The 22,033-nt window shown below is 54.5% G+C and carries 19 protein-coding genes and 1 pseudogene; all 20 read left to right on the top strand.

The features are described 5' to 3' along the window. The first annotated feature begins 1 nt into the window (after window position 1). The 20 genes and pseudogenes from CVU69_06935 (at window position 2) to CVU69_06840 (ending at window position 21,941) form a co-directional block, all read left to right on the top strand. The gene (locus CVU69_06935) at window positions 2–790 is read left to right on the top strand and encodes a hypothetical protein (GenBank protein ID PKN12511.1); all 789 of its coding nucleotides are present in this window, start codon (window positions 2–4) and stop codon (window positions 788–790) included. Between the two features lie 133 nt (window positions 791–923). Beyond that, window positions 924–1,979: a dTDP-glucose 4,6-dehydratase gene (gene rfbB, locus CVU69_06930; protein ID PKN12510.1), complete on the top strand. Its 1,056-nt coding sequence runs from the start codon at window positions 924–926 to the stop codon at window positions 1,977–1,979. A 1-nt stretch (window position 1,980) separates the two neighbouring features. Then, the gene (gene rfbD / locus CVU69_06925) at window positions 1,981–2,880 is read left to right on the top strand and encodes a dTDP-4-dehydrorhamnose reductase (protein ID PKN12509.1); all 900 of its coding nucleotides are present in this window, start codon (window positions 1,981–1,983) and stop codon (window positions 2,878–2,880) included. Next, window positions 2,874–3,761 carry a glucose-1-phosphate thymidylyltransferase gene (rfbA, locus tag CVU69_06920; protein ID PKN12508.1) on the top strand — a complete coding sequence of 296 codons (888 nt, stop codon included), beginning with the start codon at window positions 2,874–2,876 and terminating at the stop codon, window positions 3,759–3,761. Before rfbD ends, rfbA begins: the two co-directional genes overlap by 7 nt. Further along, window positions 3,758–4,306 (top strand): dTDP-4-dehydrorhamnose 3,5-epimerase, encoded by a 549-nt coding sequence (gene rfbC, locus CVU69_06915; GenBank protein ID PKN12507.1) that lies wholly within the window; start codon window positions 3,758–3,760, stop codon window positions 4,304–4,306. Before rfbA ends, rfbC begins: the two co-directional genes overlap by 4 nt. 101 nt (window positions 4,307–4,407) lie before the next feature. After that, window positions 4,408–5,184: a glucose-1-phosphate cytidylyltransferase gene (rfbF, locus tag CVU69_06910; GenBank protein ID PKN12506.1), complete on the top strand. Its 777-nt coding sequence runs from the start codon at window positions 4,408–4,410 to the stop codon at window positions 5,182–5,184. Further along, a complete protein-coding gene (gene rfbG / locus CVU69_06905) occupies window positions 5,181–6,272 on the top strand; it encodes a CDP-glucose 4,6-dehydratase (GenBank protein ID PKN12505.1) in 1,092 nt (363 codons plus the stop codon). The genes rfbF and rfbG overlap by 4 nt, the downstream gene beginning before the upstream one ends. Further along, on the top strand, window positions 6,269–7,609 hold the full coding sequence (locus CVU69_06900) for a lipopolysaccharide biosynthesis protein RfbH (GenBank protein ID PKN12504.1): 1,341 nt from the start codon (window positions 6,269–6,271) through the stop codon (window positions 7,607–7,609). Before rfbG ends, CVU69_06900 begins: the two co-directional genes overlap by 4 nt. A gap of 92 nt (window positions 7,610–7,701) precedes the next feature. Next, the gene (locus tag CVU69_06895; protein ID PKN12503.1) at window positions 7,702–8,619 is read left to right on the top strand and encodes an NAD-dependent dehydratase; all 918 of its coding nucleotides are present in this window, start codon (window positions 7,702–7,704) and stop codon (window positions 8,617–8,619) included. Window positions 8,620–8,673: 54 nt separating this feature from the next. Further along, on the top strand, window positions 8,674–9,774 hold the full coding sequence (locus CVU69_06890; protein PKN12502.1) for a hypothetical protein: 1,101 nt from the start codon (window positions 8,674–8,676) through the stop codon (window positions 9,772–9,774). Beyond that, window positions 9,722–9,981 (top strand): annotated as a pseudogene (locus CVU69_06885) (hypothetical protein). Before CVU69_06890 ends, CVU69_06885 begins: the two are co-directional and overlap by 53 nt. Before the next feature lie 15 nt (window positions 9,982–9,996). Next, window positions 9,997–10,911, top strand: coding sequence for a glycosyltransferase family 2 protein (locus tag CVU69_06880; protein ID PKN12501.1), 915 nt, complete (start codon window positions 9,997–9,999; stop codon window positions 10,909–10,911). A gap of 2 nt (window positions 10,912–10,913) precedes the next feature. Further along, complete coding sequence (locus CVU69_06875) at window positions 10,914–12,032, top strand: glycosyl transferase (protein ID PKN12500.1); 1,119 nt, start codon at window positions 10,914–10,916, stop codon at window positions 12,030–12,032. Between the two features lie 16 nt (window positions 12,033–12,048). Next, window positions 12,049–13,161, top strand: coding sequence for a glycosyl transferase (locus CVU69_06870; protein PKN12499.1), 1,113 nt, complete (start codon window positions 12,049–12,051; stop codon window positions 13,159–13,161). Between the two features lie 46 nt (window positions 13,162–13,207). Continuing rightward, complete coding sequence (gene asnB, locus CVU69_06865) at window positions 13,208–15,022, top strand: asparagine synthase (glutamine-hydrolyzing) (GenBank protein PKN12498.1); 1,815 nt, start codon at window positions 13,208–13,210, stop codon at window positions 15,020–15,022. 7 nt (window positions 15,023–15,029) lie between these two features. After that, a complete protein-coding gene (locus tag CVU69_06860; protein ID PKN12497.1) occupies window positions 15,030–16,148 on the top strand; it encodes a glycosyl transferase in 1,119 nt (372 codons plus the stop codon). 14 nt (window positions 16,149–16,162) lie between these two features. Next, window positions 16,163–16,813 carry a sulfotransferase gene (locus CVU69_06855; protein PKN12496.1) on the top strand — a complete coding sequence of 217 codons (651 nt, stop codon included), beginning with the start codon at window positions 16,163–16,165 and terminating at the stop codon, window positions 16,811–16,813. Between the two features lie 22 nt (window positions 16,814–16,835). After that, window positions 16,836–17,936, top strand: coding sequence for an efflux RND transporter periplasmic adaptor subunit (locus tag CVU69_06850; protein PKN12495.1), 1,101 nt, complete (start codon window positions 16,836–16,838; stop codon window positions 17,934–17,936). After that, window positions 17,933–21,034, top strand: a complete 3,102-nt coding sequence (locus tag CVU69_06845; protein ID PKN12494.1) for an AcrB/AcrD/AcrF family protein — start codon at window positions 17,933–17,935, stop codon at window positions 21,032–21,034. The genes CVU69_06850 and CVU69_06845 overlap by 4 nt, the downstream gene beginning before the upstream one ends. Window positions 21,035–21,131: 97 nt before the next feature. Then, on the top strand, window positions 21,132–21,941 hold the full coding sequence (locus CVU69_06840; protein ID PKN12493.1) for an FdhC protein: 810 nt from the start codon (window positions 21,132–21,134) through the stop codon (window positions 21,939–21,941). The last annotated feature ends 92 nt before the right edge of the window (window positions 21,942–22,033 follow it).

The raw sequence follows: 22,033 nt of genomic DNA, 5'->3' as shown, positions 1-22,033 counted from the left end.
TATGGATTGGGCACAAGTACTCGCTGGTGCCGTGACCGGCCTGACGGTCGGCTTGACCGGCGTCGGCGGCGGCGCGCTGATGACGCCGATCCTCCTTCTGGTCTTCGGCATCGCTCCGGCGGCGGCGGTCGGGACGGACTTATGGTTTGCCGCGATCACCAAGCTGGCGGCGACGCGGATCCATCACGGGCACGGGCTCATCGACTGGCAGGTAGTCAAGCGTCTGTGGCTAGGGAGTCTCCCCGCTGTAGCGGCTACCTTGATCTTTATGAAGATGAGCGCGGTCCACGCGCAGGGTTTTCAATCGATTAAAGAGGTGATAGCTATTGCCGTCATCCTCACCGCCGGAGGATTGCTGCTGCAAAAGCGCCTGCATCGTTTCGGTACGCGCTTTCGCATCACCGATGCCGCCCACTTCAAATCGCTGCAAGCGCCTCTGACGGTGCTGGCCGGTGCCCTTCTTGGCGTTTTGGTGACTTTGACCTCTGTCGGGGCAGGCGCCTTAGGGGCCGTATTCATGGCCTACCTTTACCCTCTCCGCCTAACTCCGCCCCGCTTGGTGGCGACGGATATCGTCCACGCCATCCCGCTCGCCATCTTTGCTGGCCTCGGGCACCTGTTGATCGGCAATGTCAATTTTCTCCTTTTAGCCAATCTGCTCTGCGGTTCGATTCCCGGCGTGATCGTCGGTGCCATGCTCTCTGCCCGGCTGCCGCATGGACTCCTGCGGACCACGCTGGCGGTGGTCCTTTTGGCGATTGGGATGAAACTGTGGTTGACGGCGAGGTAGTTACTATTGTGATTAATTGGGCAGTTAACCTGCTAGCCAACCAGTTTTTGTTGTAATTTTAGTGGTGAACGACTATAAAAATAGTTTGGTATTTTGTGAAGTTGACTACTGTTCAGGAGGATCGGGGCTAATAATGAAAAAGATATTGGTGAGCGGCGGCTGCGGTTTCATCGGTTCGAACTTCGTGCGGCTGGCGTTGCAGCAACTCGGTGACTGCCGGTTGGTTAATCTTGACAAGCTCACCTATGCCGGAAATCCGCGCAATCTGAGCGATGTCGAGGCGGATCCCCGTTACCGTTTCGTCAAAGGGGATATTTGTGATAGCGCCCTGATCAGCGAGCTCTTTGCCGCCGAGGAGATCGATACGGTTGTTCACTTTGCTGCCGAGTCGCACGTCGACCGTAGCATCACCGGTCCTGCCGAGTTCATTCACACCAATATCGTCGGCACCTTCACCCTCCTCGAAGGGGCCAGAAAAGCCTGGCTGGGGCGTAGTGACGTTCGCTTCCTCCATGTCTCCACCGACGAAGTCTACGGCTCCCTCGGTGACACCGGCTTTTTCACCGAAACCACCCCCTACGACCCCCGCTCCCCCTACTCGGCGAGCAAAGCCTCCTCTGACCATCTGGTCAGCGCCTACCATCACACCTATGGCCTGCCGACCCTGATCACCAACTGCTCCAACAACTACGGGCCCTACCATTTCCCCGAGAAGTTGATCCCGCTCATCCTCAGTAACGCCCTGCACGGCAAGGAGTTGCCGGTCTACGGCGACGGCACCAATGTCCGCGACTGGCTCTACGTCGTCGATCACTGCGCCGCCATTCTGCGCGTCCTGCAAGCCGGCAGGGTCGGTGAGACCTACAATATCGGCGGCAATAACGAGAAGCAGAATCTTGAAGTGGTCCACACCATCTGTGACCTCCTTGACGCCAAGGTCGGGCTATTGCCGGAGGGTCAACCCCGTCGTTCCCTGATCCGCTTCGTCACCGATCGCCCCGGTCACGACCGTCGTTATGCCATCGATGCCAGCAAAATTCGTAACGAGCTTGGCTGGGAACCGTCACTGACCTTCGAACAGGGGATCGACCAGACCCTCGACTGGTATCTGGAACATCGCGACTGGGTAGAGGAGATCACCAGCGGCGTCTATCGTGATTACTACCAGCAGCAGTACGGGACTCATTAGGATGGCGGTAAAGCGTCTCGCCCTGATAGGTGCGAATGGTATGCTCGCCCGTAAGGTTCGTGAGTTGGCGCCGTTCGACTATGAAGTCAGCAATTACGATCTTCCCGATTTTGATCTGACTAACAGCCCGCAGGTGCTGGACGAGATTGTCCGTCTGCAGCCGGCTGTGATCGTCAACTGCGCCGCTTTTACCAATGTCGACGGCTGCGAAAGCCAGGAAGAGCTGGCGACTCGCGTCAACGGCGTTGGCCCCGGCTTTCTGGCTGAGGCGGCACAAGCGGTCGGCGCAATCCTGGTACATATCTCCACCGACTACGTCTTTAGCGGCGACAAGGGGAGTCCATACACCGAGAGCGATCCGACCGGCCCCCTCTCCGCCTACGGCCGCTCCAAACTTGCCGGCGAAGCCGCCATTATCGCGAGCGGCCTGTCCCGCTACTTCATCCTGCGTACCAGCTGGCTCTACGGCCCCGGCGGCAAGAATTTCGTTGAGACCATGCTTCGCCTTGCCGCCGAGCGCGACGAGCTGCGCGTTGTCGCCGACCAGATCGGCTCACCGACCTACACCGGTGATTTGGCTCAAGGGATCTTTTATCTCCTTGCGCTTCCTGCTTCCTCGAAAAATTATGGCCTTTATCATTTCAGTAATCTCGGGGAAACATCGTGGCATGGTTTTGCCGAAGAGATCATCAACCAAGCTAGGATATTGGGAGTTCCGTGCAAGGTCAAAAGGGTGGTGCCGATCATGACATCGGATTACCCTCTCCCGGCGACCAGACCGGCCTATTCCGTCTTTGCCAAAGAGAAATATCTCCGGCGAACCGGAGCGCTCATACCGGACTGGCAGGAGAGCTTGAATTTATATTTAGATGAGCGAAGTAAAGAGGAGTTACCATTATGATAAAAAAAGGGATCGTTCTCGCCGGCGGTGCCGGCAGCCGTCTTTATCCATTGACGTTAGTCGCGAGCAAACAGTTGCAGCCGGTCTATGATAAGCCGATGATCTACTATCCGCTCTCGACGCTGATGCTGGCGGGGATCAACGATATTCTCATCATCTCGACTCCGCACGACACCCCACGTTTTCAGGAGTTGCTCGGGGACGGCAGCCGCTTCGGTATCCGCCTTTCCTATGCGGTCCAGGCCGAACCGAAGGGGATCGCCCAGGCCTTTCTGGTCGGCGAGGAGTTTATTGCCGGTGATCCGGTCTGTCTGATCCTCGGCGATAATATCTTTTACGGCAAGATGGGGATCGACCGCATCATGGCCGAATTCAGCCGCGGCGCCATGGTCTTCGGCTATCCGGTCACCGATCCCGAGCGCTATGGCGTCGTCGAGTTCGACAAGGCCGGCCAGGTCCTCTCCATCGAAGAAAAACCGGCTCATCCCAAGTCGCACTTCGCCGTCCCCGGCCTTTATCTCTATGATGGACAGGTGGTGGAGATTACCCGCAACATGAAGCCGTCTTTACGCGGTGAATTGGAGATAACCGATGTCAACCTTGAATATCTGCGCCGTGGCCAGCTCACCGTCGAATGTCTCGGCCGCGGCATCGCCTGGCTCGATACCGGTACTCACCAGAGTCTTCTCGAAGCGAGCCACTTCATCGGTACTCTGGAACAACGCCAGGGGTTGAAGATCGCCTGCCTCGAAGAGATCGCTTTGCGCAAAGGGTTTGTCGATCAAAAAAGGTTTGCCGAAATCGTCGCTGCGACACCAAAATCGAGCTACCGCGAGTACCTTGAGCGGGTTTTGGGTGAGAGTGTTGGTGAAATAATATGAATGTCATCCCAACCGCCATCCCCGATGTCCTTATTCTCGAACCGAAGGTCTTCGGCGACAGTCGCGGCTTTTTCTTCGAAAGCTATAACGAGAAAGTTTTTCGCGAAGCCACCGGAGTCACTGCGCAATTTGTCCAGGATAATCACTCCCGCTCGGCGCGCGGTGTGCTGCGCGGCCTCCATTATCAGGTCGAGCAGCCGCAGGGGAAGCTGGTGCGTTGCACGCAAGGCGAAGTCTTTGACGTTGCCGTCGATATCCGTCGCGACTCGCCGACCTTTGGCCAATGGGTGGGGGAAACCCTTTCCGCCGAAAACAAACGGCAGATGTGGATACCGCCCGGTCTTGCCCATGGTTTTCTCGTGTTGTCTGATTCGGCGGATTTTCTATACAAAACCACTGAATATTATGCGCCGCAGCACGAGAGGAGCATTCTGTGGAGTGATCCGGATCTTGGCATTGAGTGGCCCCTCATAGCGCCACCCCTTCTGGCAGCTAAAGATGCTGCTGCTTCACTTTTTTGTGAACTGGGATGCTCTGACAGGTAGGGAGGTATTTTTTAGTTTCTATCCTCCGCCGATCGATGTCGTGAGTTTTCCTGTGGAAAATTTCAACCCGCCTCGACTCAGCACAGAGGAATGGAGAATATATGAAAGTCGTTATTTTAGCTGGTGGTTACGGAACCCGTATCAGTGAAGAATCGCATCTCAAGCCGAAGCCGATGATTGCAATCGGTGATCAGCCGATTCTTTGGCATATCATGAAGATCTATTCTCATTATGGCTTCAATGATTTTGTCATTTGTCTGGGTTACAAGGGCTACAGCATTAAAGAATATTTCGCTCACTATTACCTGCATGAATCCGATGTGACCTTCGATTTCCGTAACGGCAATGAGCGCATGATCCATTCCCACTCTGCCGAACCGTGGAAGGTGACGCTGGTTGATACCGGAACGGAGACGATGACGGGTGGTCGTATCAAACGAGTTCAACGCTATATTGGCAACGAACCCTTCCTGCTGACCTATGGCGATGGCGTCGGGGATGTGGACATCAACGCGTTGGTCGCATCCCACCAAAAGCATGGAAAATTAGCCACAGTCACTTCCGTTCAACCTTCGGGGCGTTTTGGGGCTTTAGACCTGTCGCAAGACAATCTGGTAAAAGGGTTTCAGGAAAAGCCCAGAGGTGATGGGTCCTGGATCAATGGTGGTTTCTTCGTAATGCAGTCAGAAGTCTTTGATGTGATTGACGGCGACAGCACCATCCTCGAGCGGGAGCCGCTGGAGCGCCTGGCGACCGCCGGCGAACTCGTCGCCTATAAGCATTCCGGGTTTTGGCAACCGATGGATACGCTACGCGACAAAAACCACCTGGAAGATCTTTGGAAAAGTGGCAAAGCGCCTTGGAAGGTTTGGGCATGACGGCCGCGGCAAATTTCTGGAGGGGAAAAAGAGTCTTTGTCACCGGTCATACCGGTTTCAAGGGTTCGTGGCTTTGTCTGTGGCTGCATCACCTTGGTGCAAGCGTGACCGGTTATGCTCTTGCTCCGCCGACCGAGCCGAGCCTCTTTGCGCTGGCCGGGGTCGAATCGTTGCTGGCGCGTTTGGTGATTGCTGACATCCGTGACAGCGAGCGGCTGCGTCAAGAGTTAATCACGTCGGAACCGGAAATCATCATCCATTTGGCGGCCCAGCCTTTGGTGCGTGATTCTTATAAGATTCCGGTGGAAACCTACGCCACAAATGTCATGGGGACCGTCCACCTCCTCGAAGCCGTGCGACAGTGCCCATCAGTCCGGGCGGTGGTCAACGTCACCACCGACAAATGCTACGAAAATCGCGAGTGGGTCTGGGGATACCGCGAAAATGAGGCGATGGGCGGTTACGATCCTTACTCCAGCAGCAAGGGCTGTGCGGAGTTAGTCTCGGCGGCTTATCGCCAATCCTTTTTTAATGCGCAGGATTATTCGAGCCACGGTGTCGCGCTGGCCACGGCGCGAGCGGGGAACGTCATCGGCGGCGGCGATTGGGCTGCTGACCGGCTGATTCCCGATATCATTCGTTCCCTGTTGGCAAACGAAGCAGTACGCATCCGCAACCCGCACGCGATTCGTCCTTGGCAGCATGTTCTTGAACCTCTTTCCGGATATCTGCGGCTGGCGCAATGTCTCTATGAGCAAGGGGCAGATTACGGCGAAGGGTGGAACTTTGGCCCGACCGACGATGACGCCAAACCGGTGGAGTGGATCGTCCAACGGATGTGCGATCTTCATGGCAACGGTGCACGCTACGAGATTGATAGTGGTGATCATCCCCACGAAGCTCATTATCTCAAGCTCGACTGTTCCAAGGCGAAAATGCGACTTGACTGGCAGCCGCGCTGGGATTTAAGCACGACACTAATTTCGATATTGCACTGGGTGAAAGTCTATTCTGCTGATGGTGATATCCGCCGGTGTTGTTTAGAGCAGATTACCTCTTATGAAAACCTGTCACAGGAGTCGTTGTGAAGAACGAAGTCGAAGTCCAATTACGCAAAGAGGCAATAGCGGCAGCCATCGTCTACTATCAGCATGCGCATAATCAGAAAAAGACGTTTACCACGGGTGATCGCATCCCCTATGCCGGACGTGTTTTCGACGAAGCTGAAATAACCAATCTTATCGATTCGTCCCTCGATTTCTGGTTGACCACCGGTCGCTATGCGGAAAAGTTCGAACAGGAATTTGCCCAGTTTCTTGGCGTCCAGCACTGCTCCCTCACCAACTCCGGATCGTCCGCCAATCTTCTCGCCTTCATGGGGTTGACTTCTCCCAAACTGGGAGCCCGCCGCATCAAGCCCGGTGATGAGGTTATTTCTGTCGCCGCCGCATTCCCGACGACCGTTGCACCCATCATCCAGTACGGCGCCGTGCCCGTCTTTGTCGATGTTTCCTTGCCGACCTACAACATCGATGTCTCGCAACTCGATGCAGCGCTTTCTGAAAAGACCAAGGCGGTCATGGTGGCCCACACCCTGGGCAACCCTTTCGATCTGTCGGCAGTGAAATCTTTCTGCGACAAGCACAACTTGTGGCTGATCGAAGATAACTGCGATGCCCTGGGTTCGCGCTATCTTCACAACGGCGTCTGGAAATACACCGGCACCATCGGCCACATCGGCACGTCGAGTTTTTATCCTCCCCATCATATGACCATGGGCGAAGGGGGGGCGGTCTACACTGATGACAGCCAGTTAAATCGTTTGGTGGAATCGTTTCGCGACTGGGGCCGCGATTGCTGGTGCCCGTCAGGTAAAGATAATACCTGCGGCAACCGTTTCGGGCAGCAGTTTGGCGAACTCCCTTTCGGCTACGATCATAAGTATGTTTATTCGCATTTCGGGTACAATTTGAAGGTAACCGATATGCAGGCCGCGATTGGCTGCGCGCAGTTGGAAAAACTTCCTGGTTTTATTGAGGCGCGTCAGAAGAACTGGAAGCTGTTGCGTGCCGGTTTGGCCGGTTTGGAAGACAAGTTCGTCCTCCCCGAAGCAACGGAGAATTCTGACCCTTCCTGGTTTGGCTTCTTGCTGACGGTGCGTCCCGGAACGGGGCTGAACCGGGACAAGGTGGTCAATCATCTCGAACGCAAGGGGATTCAGACCCGCATGCTCTTTGCCGGCAATCTGATCAAGCATCCCTGTTTTGACGAGATGAGAAAGAGTGGAGAAGGGTACCGGGTCGTTGGCGATTTGAAAGTCACTGACCAAATTATGAACGATACTTTCTGGATCGGAGTCTACCCGGGGATGACTGAAGCGATGATCGGTTATATGCTAAAAGAAATCGAGGCCATTTGCAGGTGATATTTAATAAGGTTGAAACTCTAATCCCTGGATGCCGGATTCAAGGCCTTTGACGATTTTTATTCACCTTTTACCTGGAGCCAGCAGAACGGATGAGTGAAAAGACCGCGTTAATAACCGGAGGCACCGGGTTTGTCGGTTCGAACCTATGTCGACGGCTTGTTCAGGAGGGATGGGGTGTCCATATTATTGCTATCCCCAATGATAATTACACCCTGCTGGATGATATCAAAGGTCACGTTGCCATTCATGTCCATGATGGAAGCACGGACTGCATGAATACAATCCTGGAGGGAGTGAAACCCGATGTAGTTTTTCACCTCGCGTCGCTTGTTCTTTCGGAACAGATTTCGAAAGACATTGAGAGATTGATCGTCAGCAATGTCCTCTTTGGCACGCAACTGCTGGAAGCAATGGCCAGTCAAGGGGCGACAAAGATCGTCAACACTGGAACATCCTGGCAACACTACGAAAACAAGTCCTATTCCCCTGTAAATCTGTATGCCGCCACTAAGCAGGCTTTTGAAGATATTTTACAGTATTACGTTGAGGCGAAAGGTGTTGCTGCAATAACACTCAAGCTGTTTGACACCTACGGGCCAAACGACCCCCGCCCAAAACTTTTCCAGCTTCTCGATAAAGCGGCTAAAGAGGGAATCTCCCTGGCCATGTCTTTTGGCGAGCAATTGATCGATCTTGTTCACATTGATGATGTGGTTCAAGCGTTTGTTGCCGCAGCAGAACGATTACAAAGCGGAGTTGTAAAAGAACATGAAAGTTTTGGGGTTTCTTCAAATAATGCAATTCCACTTAAAGTGCTTGTTGAAACGTACGGACGTTTGATTGGAAAGTCGTTGCCGATTGAATGGGGGGGGAGACCGTATCGTCTTCGTGAAGTCATGGTCCCTTGGAGTTGTGGGGCTGTTTTGCCTGGGTGGGTGCCGAAGATAGGATCTGAAGAAGGAATGAAGCAGCTTGTAGTTTATGGAGAAAGGGATAAATACAAATAAAAAAAGTTCAAAAAAGTCAGATTTTTATTTCAAAGTATTATTTAGGAATTTTTAATCAAATTATATAAAAAAATATTTTTAAAAAGGTGGTCGCAAGTGGAAAAATTACTAACTATTGCTATACCAACGTATAATAGGGCAAATTATTTAGATCTATGCCTTGAAAATATTTGTAAAGAAACAAATAAATATTCAAATATCGTAGAAATAATTGTATCTGATAATTGTTCTGATGATAATACTAGTGAAGTAGTAGAAAAATATATTAAATCAGGAAATAAGATAATATATATAAAAAATGAAAAAAATATAGGTATGGATAGAAATTTTTTACAGTGCCTTGAAAAATCAATTGCTAAATATTTTTTAATGATAGGGGATGATGATGTTTTATTGCCAGGTTCATTAGATAAAATATTTAATTACATTTCAGACGATGACTATGGAGTTGTTTATTTGAATAGCTATCCGTTTTATGAAAAATATGATGTAATCCAGAAAAATAGAAAATCAGCAAACAATAATTATGCGAAAATTTATACAAATAAAAATTATTTCATTGATGATATAAATTATATGATGACATTTATTTCTGGAAATATAGTAAACAAAAAATATATAGACAATAATATTAACTATGATAAATTGATTAAGTCTGAAATAATTCAATTTTATTGGTATATGTCAGCGATTATGAATGCTGGAAAAAATATTTATATTAAAGATTATTGTATTGCTGCAAAATCAGAAAATACAGGTGGATATTCTATATGCAATGTATTTTGTGCTAATTTGTTTAATGCTCTAGATTATTTCGGGGAAAAAGGATTGTCACATAATGTAGTTAATAGATTTAAGAAGAAAATGCTGTGTGATTTTCTGCCAATTTTTATTATAAAACATAAAAAAAGTTCTGGAAGTTTTTCAGAGGATGATTATTTTAAACTATTATACCCAATAAATAAGAATAATATTGTTTTTTGGTTAGTTACAGTACCGATAATAAAATTACCTTTGCCTTTTGCAAAATTATGGAAAAAAATTGCAAATAACTTAATTAAAAATTACGAAAAAATATTTGTAAAGAAGAAAATTTTATTTGATGAGGATAAGGGATTTTATATTTCTGACCAATCGACTAGAGATGCCAAGTAGAAGAAGTTTGAGTTCCAATGATAAAGTCGTTATTGGCGACAATGTATGGCAAGGTGAATTCGTTACTATTTTGGCAGCCGTCACAATCGGAGAGGACTCAATAATCGGTGCCAATTCGGTAGTAAATAGAGATGTTCCGGCGTATTCGATTGCCTTTGGTGCCAGGAAAAAGTGGTTAAAAAGTATAATTTTGAAATAAATCAGTAAGTGAAGGTCTGATAAATGAGCGAACAATTGAAGATATCGGTTATCGTTAACAGTTACAATTATGACCGGTACATCAGCGAGACACTTGACAGCGTTGTGGCACAGACATTGCCGGTTGACGAGATCGTCATCGTCGATGACGGATCGACCGATGCTTCTTGCGCGGTCATTGTCGATTATGTCGAACAACATAGTCACATGAAATTTATCCGCAAGGAAAACGGTGGGCAACTCTCTGCCTTTAATGTCGCCGCTCAACATGTGACCGGCGACATAGTTTTCTTTATTGACTCGGATGACATCTGGCGTAGTGATTACATCGAAAGAATTGTTGAAATTTATAGATCAAAAACGGTTGATTTCGTTTTTTGCGCTTACGAAGAATTTGGCGAGTCGAATGAGGTTGTAAGGAAATATGCTAGAGATAAAGACCTCGGATATTCTGTGGCTTATACATATTTCAGGAAAAAGTTTATTGGGGGGCCAACGGCGACTATTTCGCTCCGTTCCTCAACGTTCTTTAAAATTTTTCCAGTAGACCTTGAAGAAGATTGGAGAATAAGTGCCGATTTGCCATTGGTCGTTGGTGCATCCTTGGCTGGGGCCAGAAAATATTATTGTGCATCTCCTTTAGTTTTATACCGAATCCATAAAAAAAACGCACACAAAGTCCACGTTAAAAATTCAGATTACGACTACAAGTTTTATTACAATCGAGAAAAAACACTCAATTATTTCACCGCTAAGTTTTTTCTGAATGAAAATTCATATGCCAATATGATTGAGAAAGAGATTTCTACTTCAGGGATCGATATTGATAACAAAACTCTCAAGAAATACTTGAAAATTGTTTATGCTCAAAAAAAACCACTATCCTGGAAAATTAAGAATTATCTGAAAATCGTCAAAAAGTTGGGCAGAAACTCTTAGCCATGAAAAAAATTTGTTTTTACTGCTCCTCTTTTCAAAACGGCGGAGTCGAAAAAGTAACGATCCAGCTTTGCAATGAGTTGGCGACCAAAGGTTTTCAGGTCGATCTTGTCATTGGCAAAAAGAATCAAAGCAACATGCTTGATCGCCTTGATGCCAAGGTGAAATTGGTAAGCTTGGGAACATCGAATAAAATACTCAGTATTTTAATGATGGCTCTATATTTAATACGAAAAACCCCTGATATCGTCATCGCTGACCGTTATCATTCTTTCGTTTATGCCGCTTATGCCAAGAGGTTGATCGCTTTTAAGACAGAAATTGTCATGACCATTCACAGCCAAATGTCGCTCTCCTTTGGAGTTGAATTTAAACGAACAAAAAAACAAGAGAAAAAATATTCCGAGTTTATGACTCTGGGTAAATATTGCGTTAGGGTCATAGCTGTATCGCAAGGCACAGCCGGGGACTTTTTGACGGTTTTCCCCGGGTTTGCCAATAAAATTTCTGTCATTTACAACCCCGTGGCCGTCGATGAAATCCAATCACTGGCAGAACAATGGCAAGACAACTTGTCTTTGTTGTCTGGTAAAAAGCATGTCATTATCAGTGTCGGTCGGTTAGAAGCGGAAAAAGGATATGCAATCCTGTTGCGGGCTTTTTCCGAAATCGAAAATTGCCATGATTCTTTGCTGGTCATCTGCGGTGAAGGCCGGGAAAGAAAAAATCTTGAAAAACTGGCACAACAATTAGGCCTGCAAGATAACGTTTATCTCCCTGGATTCGTTGCAAATCCGTATTCTTATCTGGCGCATGCCGATTTATTCGTCTTGTCTTCCCGGAGTGAAGCCTTCGGTGTCGTCCTCGTCGAGGCTTTGGCAGTCGGAATTCCCGTCGTTTCAACGGATTGCCCTTCGTACGGTCCCCGCGAGATATTGTTAAACGGCGAGATTGGCAAGCTTGTTCCCGTTGATGACGTCTCTGCCCTTGCTCGCGCAATATCCGAAAGTCTGAACGATCATCCCGGTAAAGAACTTTTGATTAACAGAGCCATGAATTTTTCTCTGCAGAAATCCGTCGATCAGTATATTAAAGTCCTGAAGCTTGATCAGTCACCATAAGCATCGTGAGATAAAGATGTCCTTTGAAAACAAGCCGCGAATTGCAATTTTTCTTGCCACCTCCGGCCACAGCGGGGTCGACAAGATCGCCAGGAATCTGGTTCCAGCCCTCGCACGCCGTGGTTATCAGGTCGATATCCTCAAGATTCGCGGTCATGGCCCGCATCTTGAAGAACTTCCTCCCGGTGTCCGAATCATTGACCTCGGCACCAGCCATGTCTACTCGGCAATTCCCGCCATTGCCCGATATCTGAAGCAGGAGCGGCCGGCCGTGCTCCTTGCCGACAAGTACCGGGTCATTCACACAGCTTATTTTGCCAAAGTCCTTTCGGGGGTCTCGACCCGGCTGATTTTCAGTATGGGGGCGACGATCTCTATCGATTTGGCCGGGCGTTCGGGGTTTGAGCGCTGGTATCAGCGGCAGTTCATCAAGCATTTCTATCCCCGCGCTGCCAAAGTTATTGTGACCAGCAAGGGGGTGGCGGATGATATGGCTGCTTATGGCGGGATCGCGCGCAGTTGCATTGAGGTTGTCCCTTGTCCGGTCATCTCCGCTGAACTGTTGCAGACGCGTCCGGAGCAGCCTGAGCATCCCTGGTTTCAGGCGGGCGAGCCGCCGGTGATTCTTGGTGTCGGGGAATTGAGCAAACGCAAGGATTTCGAGACCCTCATCCGTGCCTTTGCCTTGGTGCGCGCCGGGCGCTCCTGCCGTCTGGTTATCCTCGGACGGGGCCGGCAGCACGATCATTTGATCGCCCTGGCTCGCGAACTCAGGGTCGGCGAGGATGTCGATCTTGCCGGGTTTCAGCCGAATCCCTACGCTTTCATGGCGCATGCCGCCCTCTTCGCCTTTACTTCCCGGCATGAGGGCCTCGGTTTTGTTGTAATCGAAGCTCTGGCGGTGGGGACACCGGTTATTTCGACCGACTGCCCGAGCGGTCCGCGGGAAATTCTTCAGGATGGCAAGTACGGCGAACTCGTTGCGGTCGGCGCGGTCGATGCGCTGGCGAGCGCCATCAATAAATTATTGGCTGCCCCGCCTCGGGATCCGGATTTTTTACGCCAAGCCGCCCTCCCTTACGAGATCGAGCGCAGCACCGATGCCTATTTGCGGGTCTTTGGACTTTAGGACTGATAGAATCAGATAAGCTTTTTTGCTTGGTTAAAGGTTAACTATGTGCGGAATCGCCGGAATCCTCAGTCAGAACCATCCCCCCAGCGAAGCGGAGCTGCGGCGCCAGGCGCACTTTCTTGCCCATCGCGGTCCGGACGATCACGGCCTCCTGATCTGGCAGGGGCACGGGGTGGTGCAGACGCGCCTCTCGATCATCGATCTTGCCGGCGGGCACCAGCCGATCTGCTCGGCGGACGGCCGCTTTATCCTCGTCGCCAATGGCGAGATCTACAACTTTGTCGAGCTGCGCCAGGAGTTAGAAGCGCAGGGGTGCGTCTTTGTCACCCACTCCGACAGCGAGATGATCATCCATGCCTATGCGATCTACGGCGACGACTTTGCCAAGCGTCTGCACGGTATGTTCGCTTTCTGCCTCATCGACAAACTCCGCAACCGCGTCATCCTCGGCCGTGATCGCCTCGGCATCAAACCCCTCTTTTACAGTCAAGAAGGGGGGCGCCTCCTCTTTGCTTCCGAGCTCAAGGGGATCATCGCCGCCCGCAGTGCCGCTCCCGAGGTCGAGGTGGAAGCGCTCCTGCAATATCTGCAAAGCCAGTTCAATACCGGAGAGAAGGCGATCGTCCAGGGGATCCACCGTCTGCCGCCGGCGACGACGCTGACCTTTGAAGCCGACGGTTCGACGGTGCTGCGCCCCTACTGGAGTGCGACCGATGTCCGCACCGTCGACTGTTCGATGGAGGAAGCGCTTGAAAGCTTTGCGCCCCTCATCGAGACGGTGATGCGCGAACATGTCCGCTCCGACGTCCCCTGTGGACTCTTCCTTTCCGGCGGCGTCGATTCGGCTCTCCTCCTTGCCCTTTTGACCAAGCATCAGGAACAGCCGGTGCGGACCTTTTCCGTCGGCTTCCCTGATTCGCAAATGGAAGGGGAGCTCGCCGGCGCCGAATACATCGCCAAATATTTCAACAGCCGCCATACCTCGATCCCGCTGCACGGTGCCGAAGTCCTTGGTCGGCTGCCGATTGCCATCTGGGCGGCGGACGATTTGATGCGCGATTATGCTTCGCTGCCGACGGCGATTCTGGCCGAGCATGCCGCCAAAGAACTCAAGGTGGTCTTCTCCGGCGAAGGGGGGGATGAAGCCTTTGCCGGTTATGGCCGCTACCGCAAAGGGGGCATTGAGCGTTTCTTTCAGAATCTTGTCCGCCCCGGCAGCGGCGGTTTTCGCACCAGCCCACAACTGAATCCCCTTTGGACGTCGCGCCTTCTCGGTGCGGAGCTGCAGGCTGCGACGTCAGCGATCCGCCGCCCCTTTATTCAGGCCTGGAACGAAACGCCGCGCGAATGGAGCCATCTGCAGCGCTGCCAGTATACCGACCTGATGACCGCCATGCCCGACAACCTGCTGGTCAAGGCCGATCGCATGCTCATGGCCTTTGGGGTTGAAGGGCGCGTCCCCTTTCTTGATCACCGCATCATTGAGTTCGGCCTGAGTCTGCCGGATCAGCTCAAGACCGATCGCCGCCAGGGGAAGCTTTTCCTTAAGCGCTGGGCAGAGAAGAGCATTCCGGCCGAGCATCTTTATCGCAAGAAGCGCGGCTTCCATGTGCCGATGGGGGAGTGGTTGACTCCCGCCTTTGTTGCCGCCGCCGAAGGTAAACTGCTGGCGAACCGGGGGATCCGGGAGTGGTTTCATCCTGCCGGCGTCAGCGCCCTTTGTGCTGCTCAGCGCCAGCGCGGCGGCCGCGATCGGGAGCTTTGGTCTCTGATCCAGTTTGCCATCTGGCACCGTTTCTTTATCGACGACTTCGGTGCCAAGCCGGGTGCGAACGACGACCCTCTCCTCTGGCTGTAAGGTGAACATGGAAAAGAACCCAGCCAAAAAGATCGCCATCTTCGCCTCTTTCTCCGGCGCCGGCGGCGTCGAACGGATGCTCCTCAACCTTGCCGGGGGGCTGGCCGCCGACGGCTGCGCGGTCGATCTGGTCGTGGCGCGTTCGACCAGCAAGCACCTGCAACAGCTCCCTGAGGGTGTGCGTCTGGTCAAGCTCGGCACCTCCCACACTTTTACCAGCCTCTTCCGCCTCGCCGCTTATCTCAAGCGTGAGCGCCCTGATGCCCTCCTCGCCGCCAAGGAGCGCGCCTGCCGCACCGCTGTCCTCGCCCGGCGCCTGAGCGGCGTGCCGGTACGCCTCGGTTTCCGCCTCGGCACCACCGTCTCGGCGGCTTTCGAGAATAAGGCGCCCTGGCGCTTTGCCCTTTGGTGCTGGCCGATGCCCTGGTTTTATCGCCAGGCCGATGCAGTGATTGCAGTCTCGGAAGGGGTGCGGCAGGATCTCCTCAAGATCACGCAGTTGCCGCCCGAGCGCTTTCATGTGGTGCGCAATCCGGTGATCACGGCGGCGATGGAGGTGCAGAGTAAGGTCGAACTCGACGATCCCTGGTTTGCCCCCGGCGCGCCGCCGGTGATCATGGGGGTGGGACGACTGACCGAGCAGAAGGATTTCTTTACGCTGCTGCAGGCCTTTGCTTTGCTGCGCGCCAGCCGCCCCTGTCGCCTCCTCATCCTCGGTGAGGGGAGTGACCGCCCGGCTCTCGAAGCCCTCGCCGCTGAACTCGGGGTCACGGCCGATCTGCGTCTCCCCGGTTTCGAAGCGAATCCCTACCGCTATCTGCGCCGGGCGCAACTCTTTGTCCTCTCCTCCCGCTGGGAAGGTTCGCCCAATGCCCTCACCGAGGCCATGGCCCTGGGAATCCCGGTGGTGGCGGCCGATTGTCCGAGTGGCCCCAATGAACTTCTCCCCGGCGACGGGGTCGGTGAGCTGGTGCCGATGGGTGATCCGACGATTATGGCGGCGGCCATGCAGCGCCTGCTCGATAGCCCGCCGCCGGCCGCCGCGATTCGTGCTGCCGTTGCCGACTATAACGTCAGCCGCAGCGCCCAACACTATCGTCGCCTGCTTCTCGGCGAATCCAGTTAAGAAGGATTTTTAATATGCTCATCTGCCACCGTCACCACTTCCTCTTTGTCCATATCGCCAAGACCGCCGGCACCAGTGTCCGTTCGACCCTCAATCGTCTGCGCTGGCGCGATCCTTACTTTGTTCCCCAGTTCATCTGTAGTCGTATCAGTGGCCTGACCGGGCATCGCATCGCTTGCAAAATTCCCCGCCATGCCAAGGTCATCGCCGCTTACGAGATGCTGCCGCGCGAGGTCTTTAACAGCCTCTTCAAGTTCGCCTTTGTCCGCAACCCCTGGGATCTGCAGGTCAGCTCCTACCACCACCTCAAGCGCGAGCGGCCCCATCTGGTCGGCGACCGCGATTTCGAGACCTTCCTCCGCTACAAGCTCGATCCCGCCCGCCCTTACCAATACCATCTCGATACCTCGATCGAACTCCAATCGGATTACCTGATCGATCTGCACGGCAAGGTGCTGGTCGACTTTATCGGTCGTTTCGAGACGTTGGGCGATGACTTCATCACTATCTGCGAGCGTATCGGTGTCAAGCCACCGGCTCTCGAACACAAGCGCCAAGCCAAAGATCGCGGCGGTTATCAGAAGTACTACACCCCTGAGACCGCTGCCCTCGTCGCCCGGCACTTTGCCGCCGATATTGCGATGTTCGGATATACCTTCGAATAATTGTTCACGCAGGAGTTTCACGATGACCGCGTCGCTTCGTCCCCTCCTCCTCATTGCTCTCCTCCTTTGCAGCGCCTGCAACAAAAACGATTCGGCTGTACCGACAGAAAAACCGGCGATTGCCGTCGAGACGGCAATCGCTGCCCCGGCGCTCCTGACCGATGCCATCCATGTCACCGGTACCCTCGCCGCCAGGAATGCCGCCGAGATCAAGAGCGAGCTGGCCGGGCTCTATACCGAGGTCTACGTCACCGAATGGGTGGCGGTGCGCAAGGGGCAGCCCCTGGCGCGGATTCAGGCCGCCGAGACCGCAACTCTGGTCAAGCGCGCTGAGGCCGGAGCGTTGCAGGCTCGGGTCGAAGCCGATCGTGTTCAGCGCGAAGCCGGGCGAATGGAGAAGCTCAAGGGCGCCGGGCTGGCGACCCAGCAGCAGCTTGACGATGCGCTGAGCATGGCCGCAGCCGCCGACGCCCTGCGCCAGGCGGCCGCTGAGGAGTTGGCGCAGCTGCGGCTACGCCTGGAGAAGAGTCTGATTCGCGCCCCGATCGACGGGGTGGTGGCGATGCGTGCCGTCAATGTCGGCGACCTGGCCGGCGCCGATTCGGGAGGGAATGTCATCTTCCGCATCGTCGATAATCGCATCCTCGATCTGACCGTCACCGTCCCCTCGACCGACTTTGGCCGGGTCGCGGTCGGCCAGCTCCTCGACTTTAGCTGCGACGGTCTCCCGGGTCGCACCTTTAGCGGCACGATCAAGTATCTCAACCCGAGCGTTAACCCGGCGGATCGCTCGTTGCAACTGATGGCCGAGATCGACAACCGCGATGGCCGTCTCCGTGACGGTCTCTTCGTCAAGGGGGAGATTCTCATTGGCCAGCGAGAGAATGTTCTCCTCGTCCCCCGCACCGTCCTCTCCGGGCTCGACCTCGCTGCCGGCAGTGCGGTCCTCTTTGTCGTCAACGGTGACCAGGCCGAACGCCGCGCCGTCAGCATCGGCACCCTGAGTGGCGACCATGTTGAGATCGTCAGTGGCCTCCAGGCCGGCGAGTACTACGTTAGCCGCGGCGCTTTCAATCTGAGCGACGGCGACAAGGTCAGCGTCGCCACGGTCAAACAGCCATGATCCTCTCCGACCTCTCGATTAAACGCCCGATCTTTGCTGCGGTGATGATGCTCGTTCTCGTCACCCTAGGTCTCTTCTCCTACCGCCAGCTCTCGGTGGAGATGTTCCCCAACGTCGAAATCCCGGTCGTCTCCATTGTCACCAAATTCCCCGGCGCCGCCCCCGAGACGGTCGAGCGCGAAGTCTCCAAACGCATTGAAGAGGCGGTCAACCAGATTGCCGGAGTCAAGCACGTCCTTTCCTATTCGCGGGAAGGGGTCTCCACCGTCGTTGTCGAATTCCGTCTGGAGGAGAAGCTCGGCGAGGTGACTCAGGAAGCACGCGCCAAGATCGCCTCGATCCGCGGCGAACTCCCGGAGGCCGTCGAAGAACCGATTATCCAGAAACTCGATTTCAACGCCATGCCGGTGGCGGCCCTGGCGGTGCAGTCCGAAACGTTGTCGCCGCGCGAATTGACGACCCTGGTCGAGAAGAAGATCAAGCGACGCTTCGAAAGTGTCGCCGGGGTCGGCAAGGTCGATATGATCGGCGGGGCGAAGCGGGAAGTGACGATCGAACTCGATCCAATCCGTCTCGACAGCCTCGGCCTTGGCGTCAACGAGGTGGTCGCGGGGTTGCAGAGCGAGAATACCAATACCCCCCTCGGCCGTCTGACCCAGCCGGGGGGAGAATACCCCCTGCGTATCGACGGCAAACCCGGCAGCGCCGGGGGATATCAGCAAATGGTTGTGGTGGAGCGGGGCGGCCGTGGCATCCCCCTGAGCGAGATAGCCACTGTCACCGACGGGGTCGAAGAGAAGCGACGCCTCGCTCTCGTCAATGGCGCCCCCGCCATCGGGCTTGATATCTACAAGCAGTCCGGCGCCAACCAGGTGGAGCTGGTCGACAACGTCAAGAAGATTATGACCCGGATGCAGAGCGAACTCCCCCCCGGCGTCACCCTGACCCTGGTGCGGGACGGCTCGATCATGACCCGCGAATCCCTCGCCGACGTCAAGGAGACCCTCCTTATCGGCGGTCTCCTCACGGTGATTATCGTCTTCTGTTTCATCAACTCCTGGCGCTCGACGGTGATCACCGGCATCACCTTGCCGATTTCGGTCATCTCCTCCTTTATCATCATGAATGCCCTGGGAATGACCCTCAACGTCATGACCCTGATGGCCCTTTCCCTCGCCATCGGTCTTTTGATCGATGATGCCATTGTCGTGCGTGAGAATATCGTCCGCCATTTGGAGAAGGGGAAGAATCACCTCGAAGCGGCGCGTTTCGGCACCAACGAGATCGGTCTGGCGGTCTTTGCCACGACCATGTCGATCATTGCCGTCTTTATTCCGGTCGCTTACATGCGCGGGATCGTCGGTCGTTTCTTCTTTGAATTCGGCATGACCGTCGCCTTTGCCGTCCTCGTCTCCCTCTTTGTCTCCTTCACCCTCGACCCGATGCTCTCCTCGCGCTGGCACGATCCATCAATCCATAATCATGGCCGGCGCAAGGGGATCGCCAAACTCCTGGAGCGTTTCAACGACTGGTTCGAAGTCAGCGCCGACAAGTACCGCGCCGCGATCAGCTGGGCGCTCGGCCACCGCAAAAGCATCGTTGCCATGGCCATCGCCGCCTTTGTCAGCGGCATCCTGATCTTCGGCACCCTCGAATCGTCCTTTATGGCCCAGTACGATAAAGGGGAGTTTCAGGTCGCTTTCAAGACCGCCCCCGACGCCGGCATGGCCGAGACGGAAGATCGCCTTGATGCCGTGCTCGCGGCGCTGCAGCCCCTGGCGGAGATCGATCATACCTATGCCACCATCGGCGCCGGTGACAGCGGTACGGTGCGCGACGGTCTCCTTTACGTCAAACTCAAAGAGCGGAAGGAGCGGCAACGCGATCAGTTTGTTATCCAGCAGGAGGTGCGGCAGCGCCTGCAACAGATTGCCGGCATCACCTTCTCCATCGAGGAGGTCGGTCAGATCGGCGGGGCGCAAAAGCCTCTCAACGTCAACCTCAAGGGGGATGATCTGGTCATCCTCAAGGAACTCGGCGCCAAGCTCAAGGAGGAGTTGTACCAGGTGCCGGGGATCGTCGATCTCGCCGTGACTCTGGAGCACGACATCCCCGAATACCGCCTGCAGATTGACCGCGAGCGCGCCCTCTCAGCCGGCGTCACCTCGGCGGAGGTGGTGGCGGCGCTGTCACGTCTGGTCGGCGGCGAGGCGGTGACGACTTTCGAGGATGAAGACGGTGATGCCGTCGACCTGCGCGTGCGCCTGCCGGCCGGTCTGCGCGAGAATCCCGAGCAGATCCTCAATCTCAGGCTTGCGGTCAGTGACGCTAGCGGCGGCAGGAAGCTCGTCCCGCTGGCGGCCTTTGCCAGCTACAGCGTCGCCGCCACCCCTTCGGAGATCAACCGCCGCGACCTGTCCCGGCAGGTGACAGTCTCCGCCAACCTCGATAATCTCCCCATCGGCACGGCGGTCAAGCATGTTGAAGCGGCGTCAGCGCAGATTGCCATGCCCCCCGGCTACACCATCAACCTTTCCGGCGAAGCCGAGGACATGGCCGAATCCTTCGGCTACATGGGGGAATCTCTCCTCCTCGCCATTATCTTTGTCTACCTGATTCTCGCCGCCCAGTTTGAATCGTTTTTTGAACCCTTCGCCATCATGCTCTCCCTGCCTCTCGCCATCGTCGGCATGGCGGGGATGCTCAAACTTACCGGCGACACCATTAACATCATGTCCCTGATCGGCTTGATCATGCTCATGGGGCTGGTGACCAAGAATGCCATCCTCCTCGTCGATTACGCCAAGATCCTGCAGCAGCGCGACGGTCTGGCGCGCCGCGAGGCGGTGGTCGAAGCGGGGCGGACGCGTCTGCGGCCGATCATCATGACTACTCTGGCGATGATCTTTGGCATGCTCCCCCTCTTCCTCGCCATCGGTTCCGGCGCCGAGATGCGCGCGCCGCTCGCCCGCGCCGTGGTCGGCGGACTCATCACCTCGACGGTGCTGACCCTCATCGTCGTGCCGGTCGTTTACACCCTGGTCGATGACTTTGCGCTGTGGCTGAAGCGGAAGTGGAGCGGCGCCAAGGCGCATTAAGACAAGACGGGCGACCCATCGGGTCGCCCCTACGATGAAAACCCCGGTAGGGGCGACCCGATGGGTCGCCCGATGACGACACCTAATGAGGGAAACCATGGAAAAACGCTTCCTCACCCCGCAAGAGACGATCGGCGCGATCATCGCCAACGGCCGCCGTGTCCTTGCCCAGTCCCTGGGGCGCACCTTCGTCCTCAGCCTCCTTGCCGGTTTCTACATCTCTTTCGGCGCCCAACTGGCGACGGTCGTCACCAGCGATGCTGCTGCTCATCTCGGCAGTGGCGTGGCCCGCCTCCTCGGCGGCAGCGTCTTCTCCATCGGCCTGATGCTGGTGGTCATCTGCGGGGCGGAACTCTTCACCGGCAACAGCTTCCTCGCCTCCTCGGTCCTTGACGGCGAGATCAGCTTGATTAAGATGCTGGAAAATTGGGGGGTGGTGATCATCGGCAATCTCCTCGGCGCGGTCTTTTTTGCCTGGATGATGGCGGAGAGTCGTCTCTGGGAAAGCGGTAACGTCGGCGTCCACGCTGTGAATATCGCCACGATCAAGTGCAATCTCCCCTTCTGGGTCGCCTTTCTCCGCGGTGTTCTCTGTAACTGGCTGGTCTGTCTTGCAGTCTTTATGGCGACGGCGGCCCGCGACATCCCCGGGAAAATCCTGGCCTGCTATGTGCCGATCATGACCTTTGTCGCCAGCGGCTTCGAACATTCCGTCGCCAACATGTACTTCATCCCCAGCGGTCTGCTGATCAAGGGTGTCTTTCCTGCGGTCGATCCCAGCCTCACCTGGTCGAATTTTCTCCTCGCCAATCTGGTACCGGTGACCCTCGGCAATATCGTCGGCGGCGTCCTCTTTGTCGCTTTGGCTTACTGGTATGTGCATAGCAGGCCAAAGAGTGAAAAATAAGCGGCTCTTTAGCTCCCCTCCTTTTTTAAGGAGGGGCTGGGGGTGGTAAGGTTTTTGGCTAACCACCCCCCGACCCCCTCCTTAAAAAAGGA

The organism is Deltaproteobacteria bacterium HGW-Deltaproteobacteria-4, from assembly GCA_002841765.1.
GTDB lineage: Bacteria > Desulfobacterota > Desulfuromonadia > Desulfuromonadales > UBA2197 > UBA2197.
The sequence above is the reverse complement of the archived record's forward strand: the minus strand, read 5'-3'. Positions and strand labels throughout refer to the sequence as shown.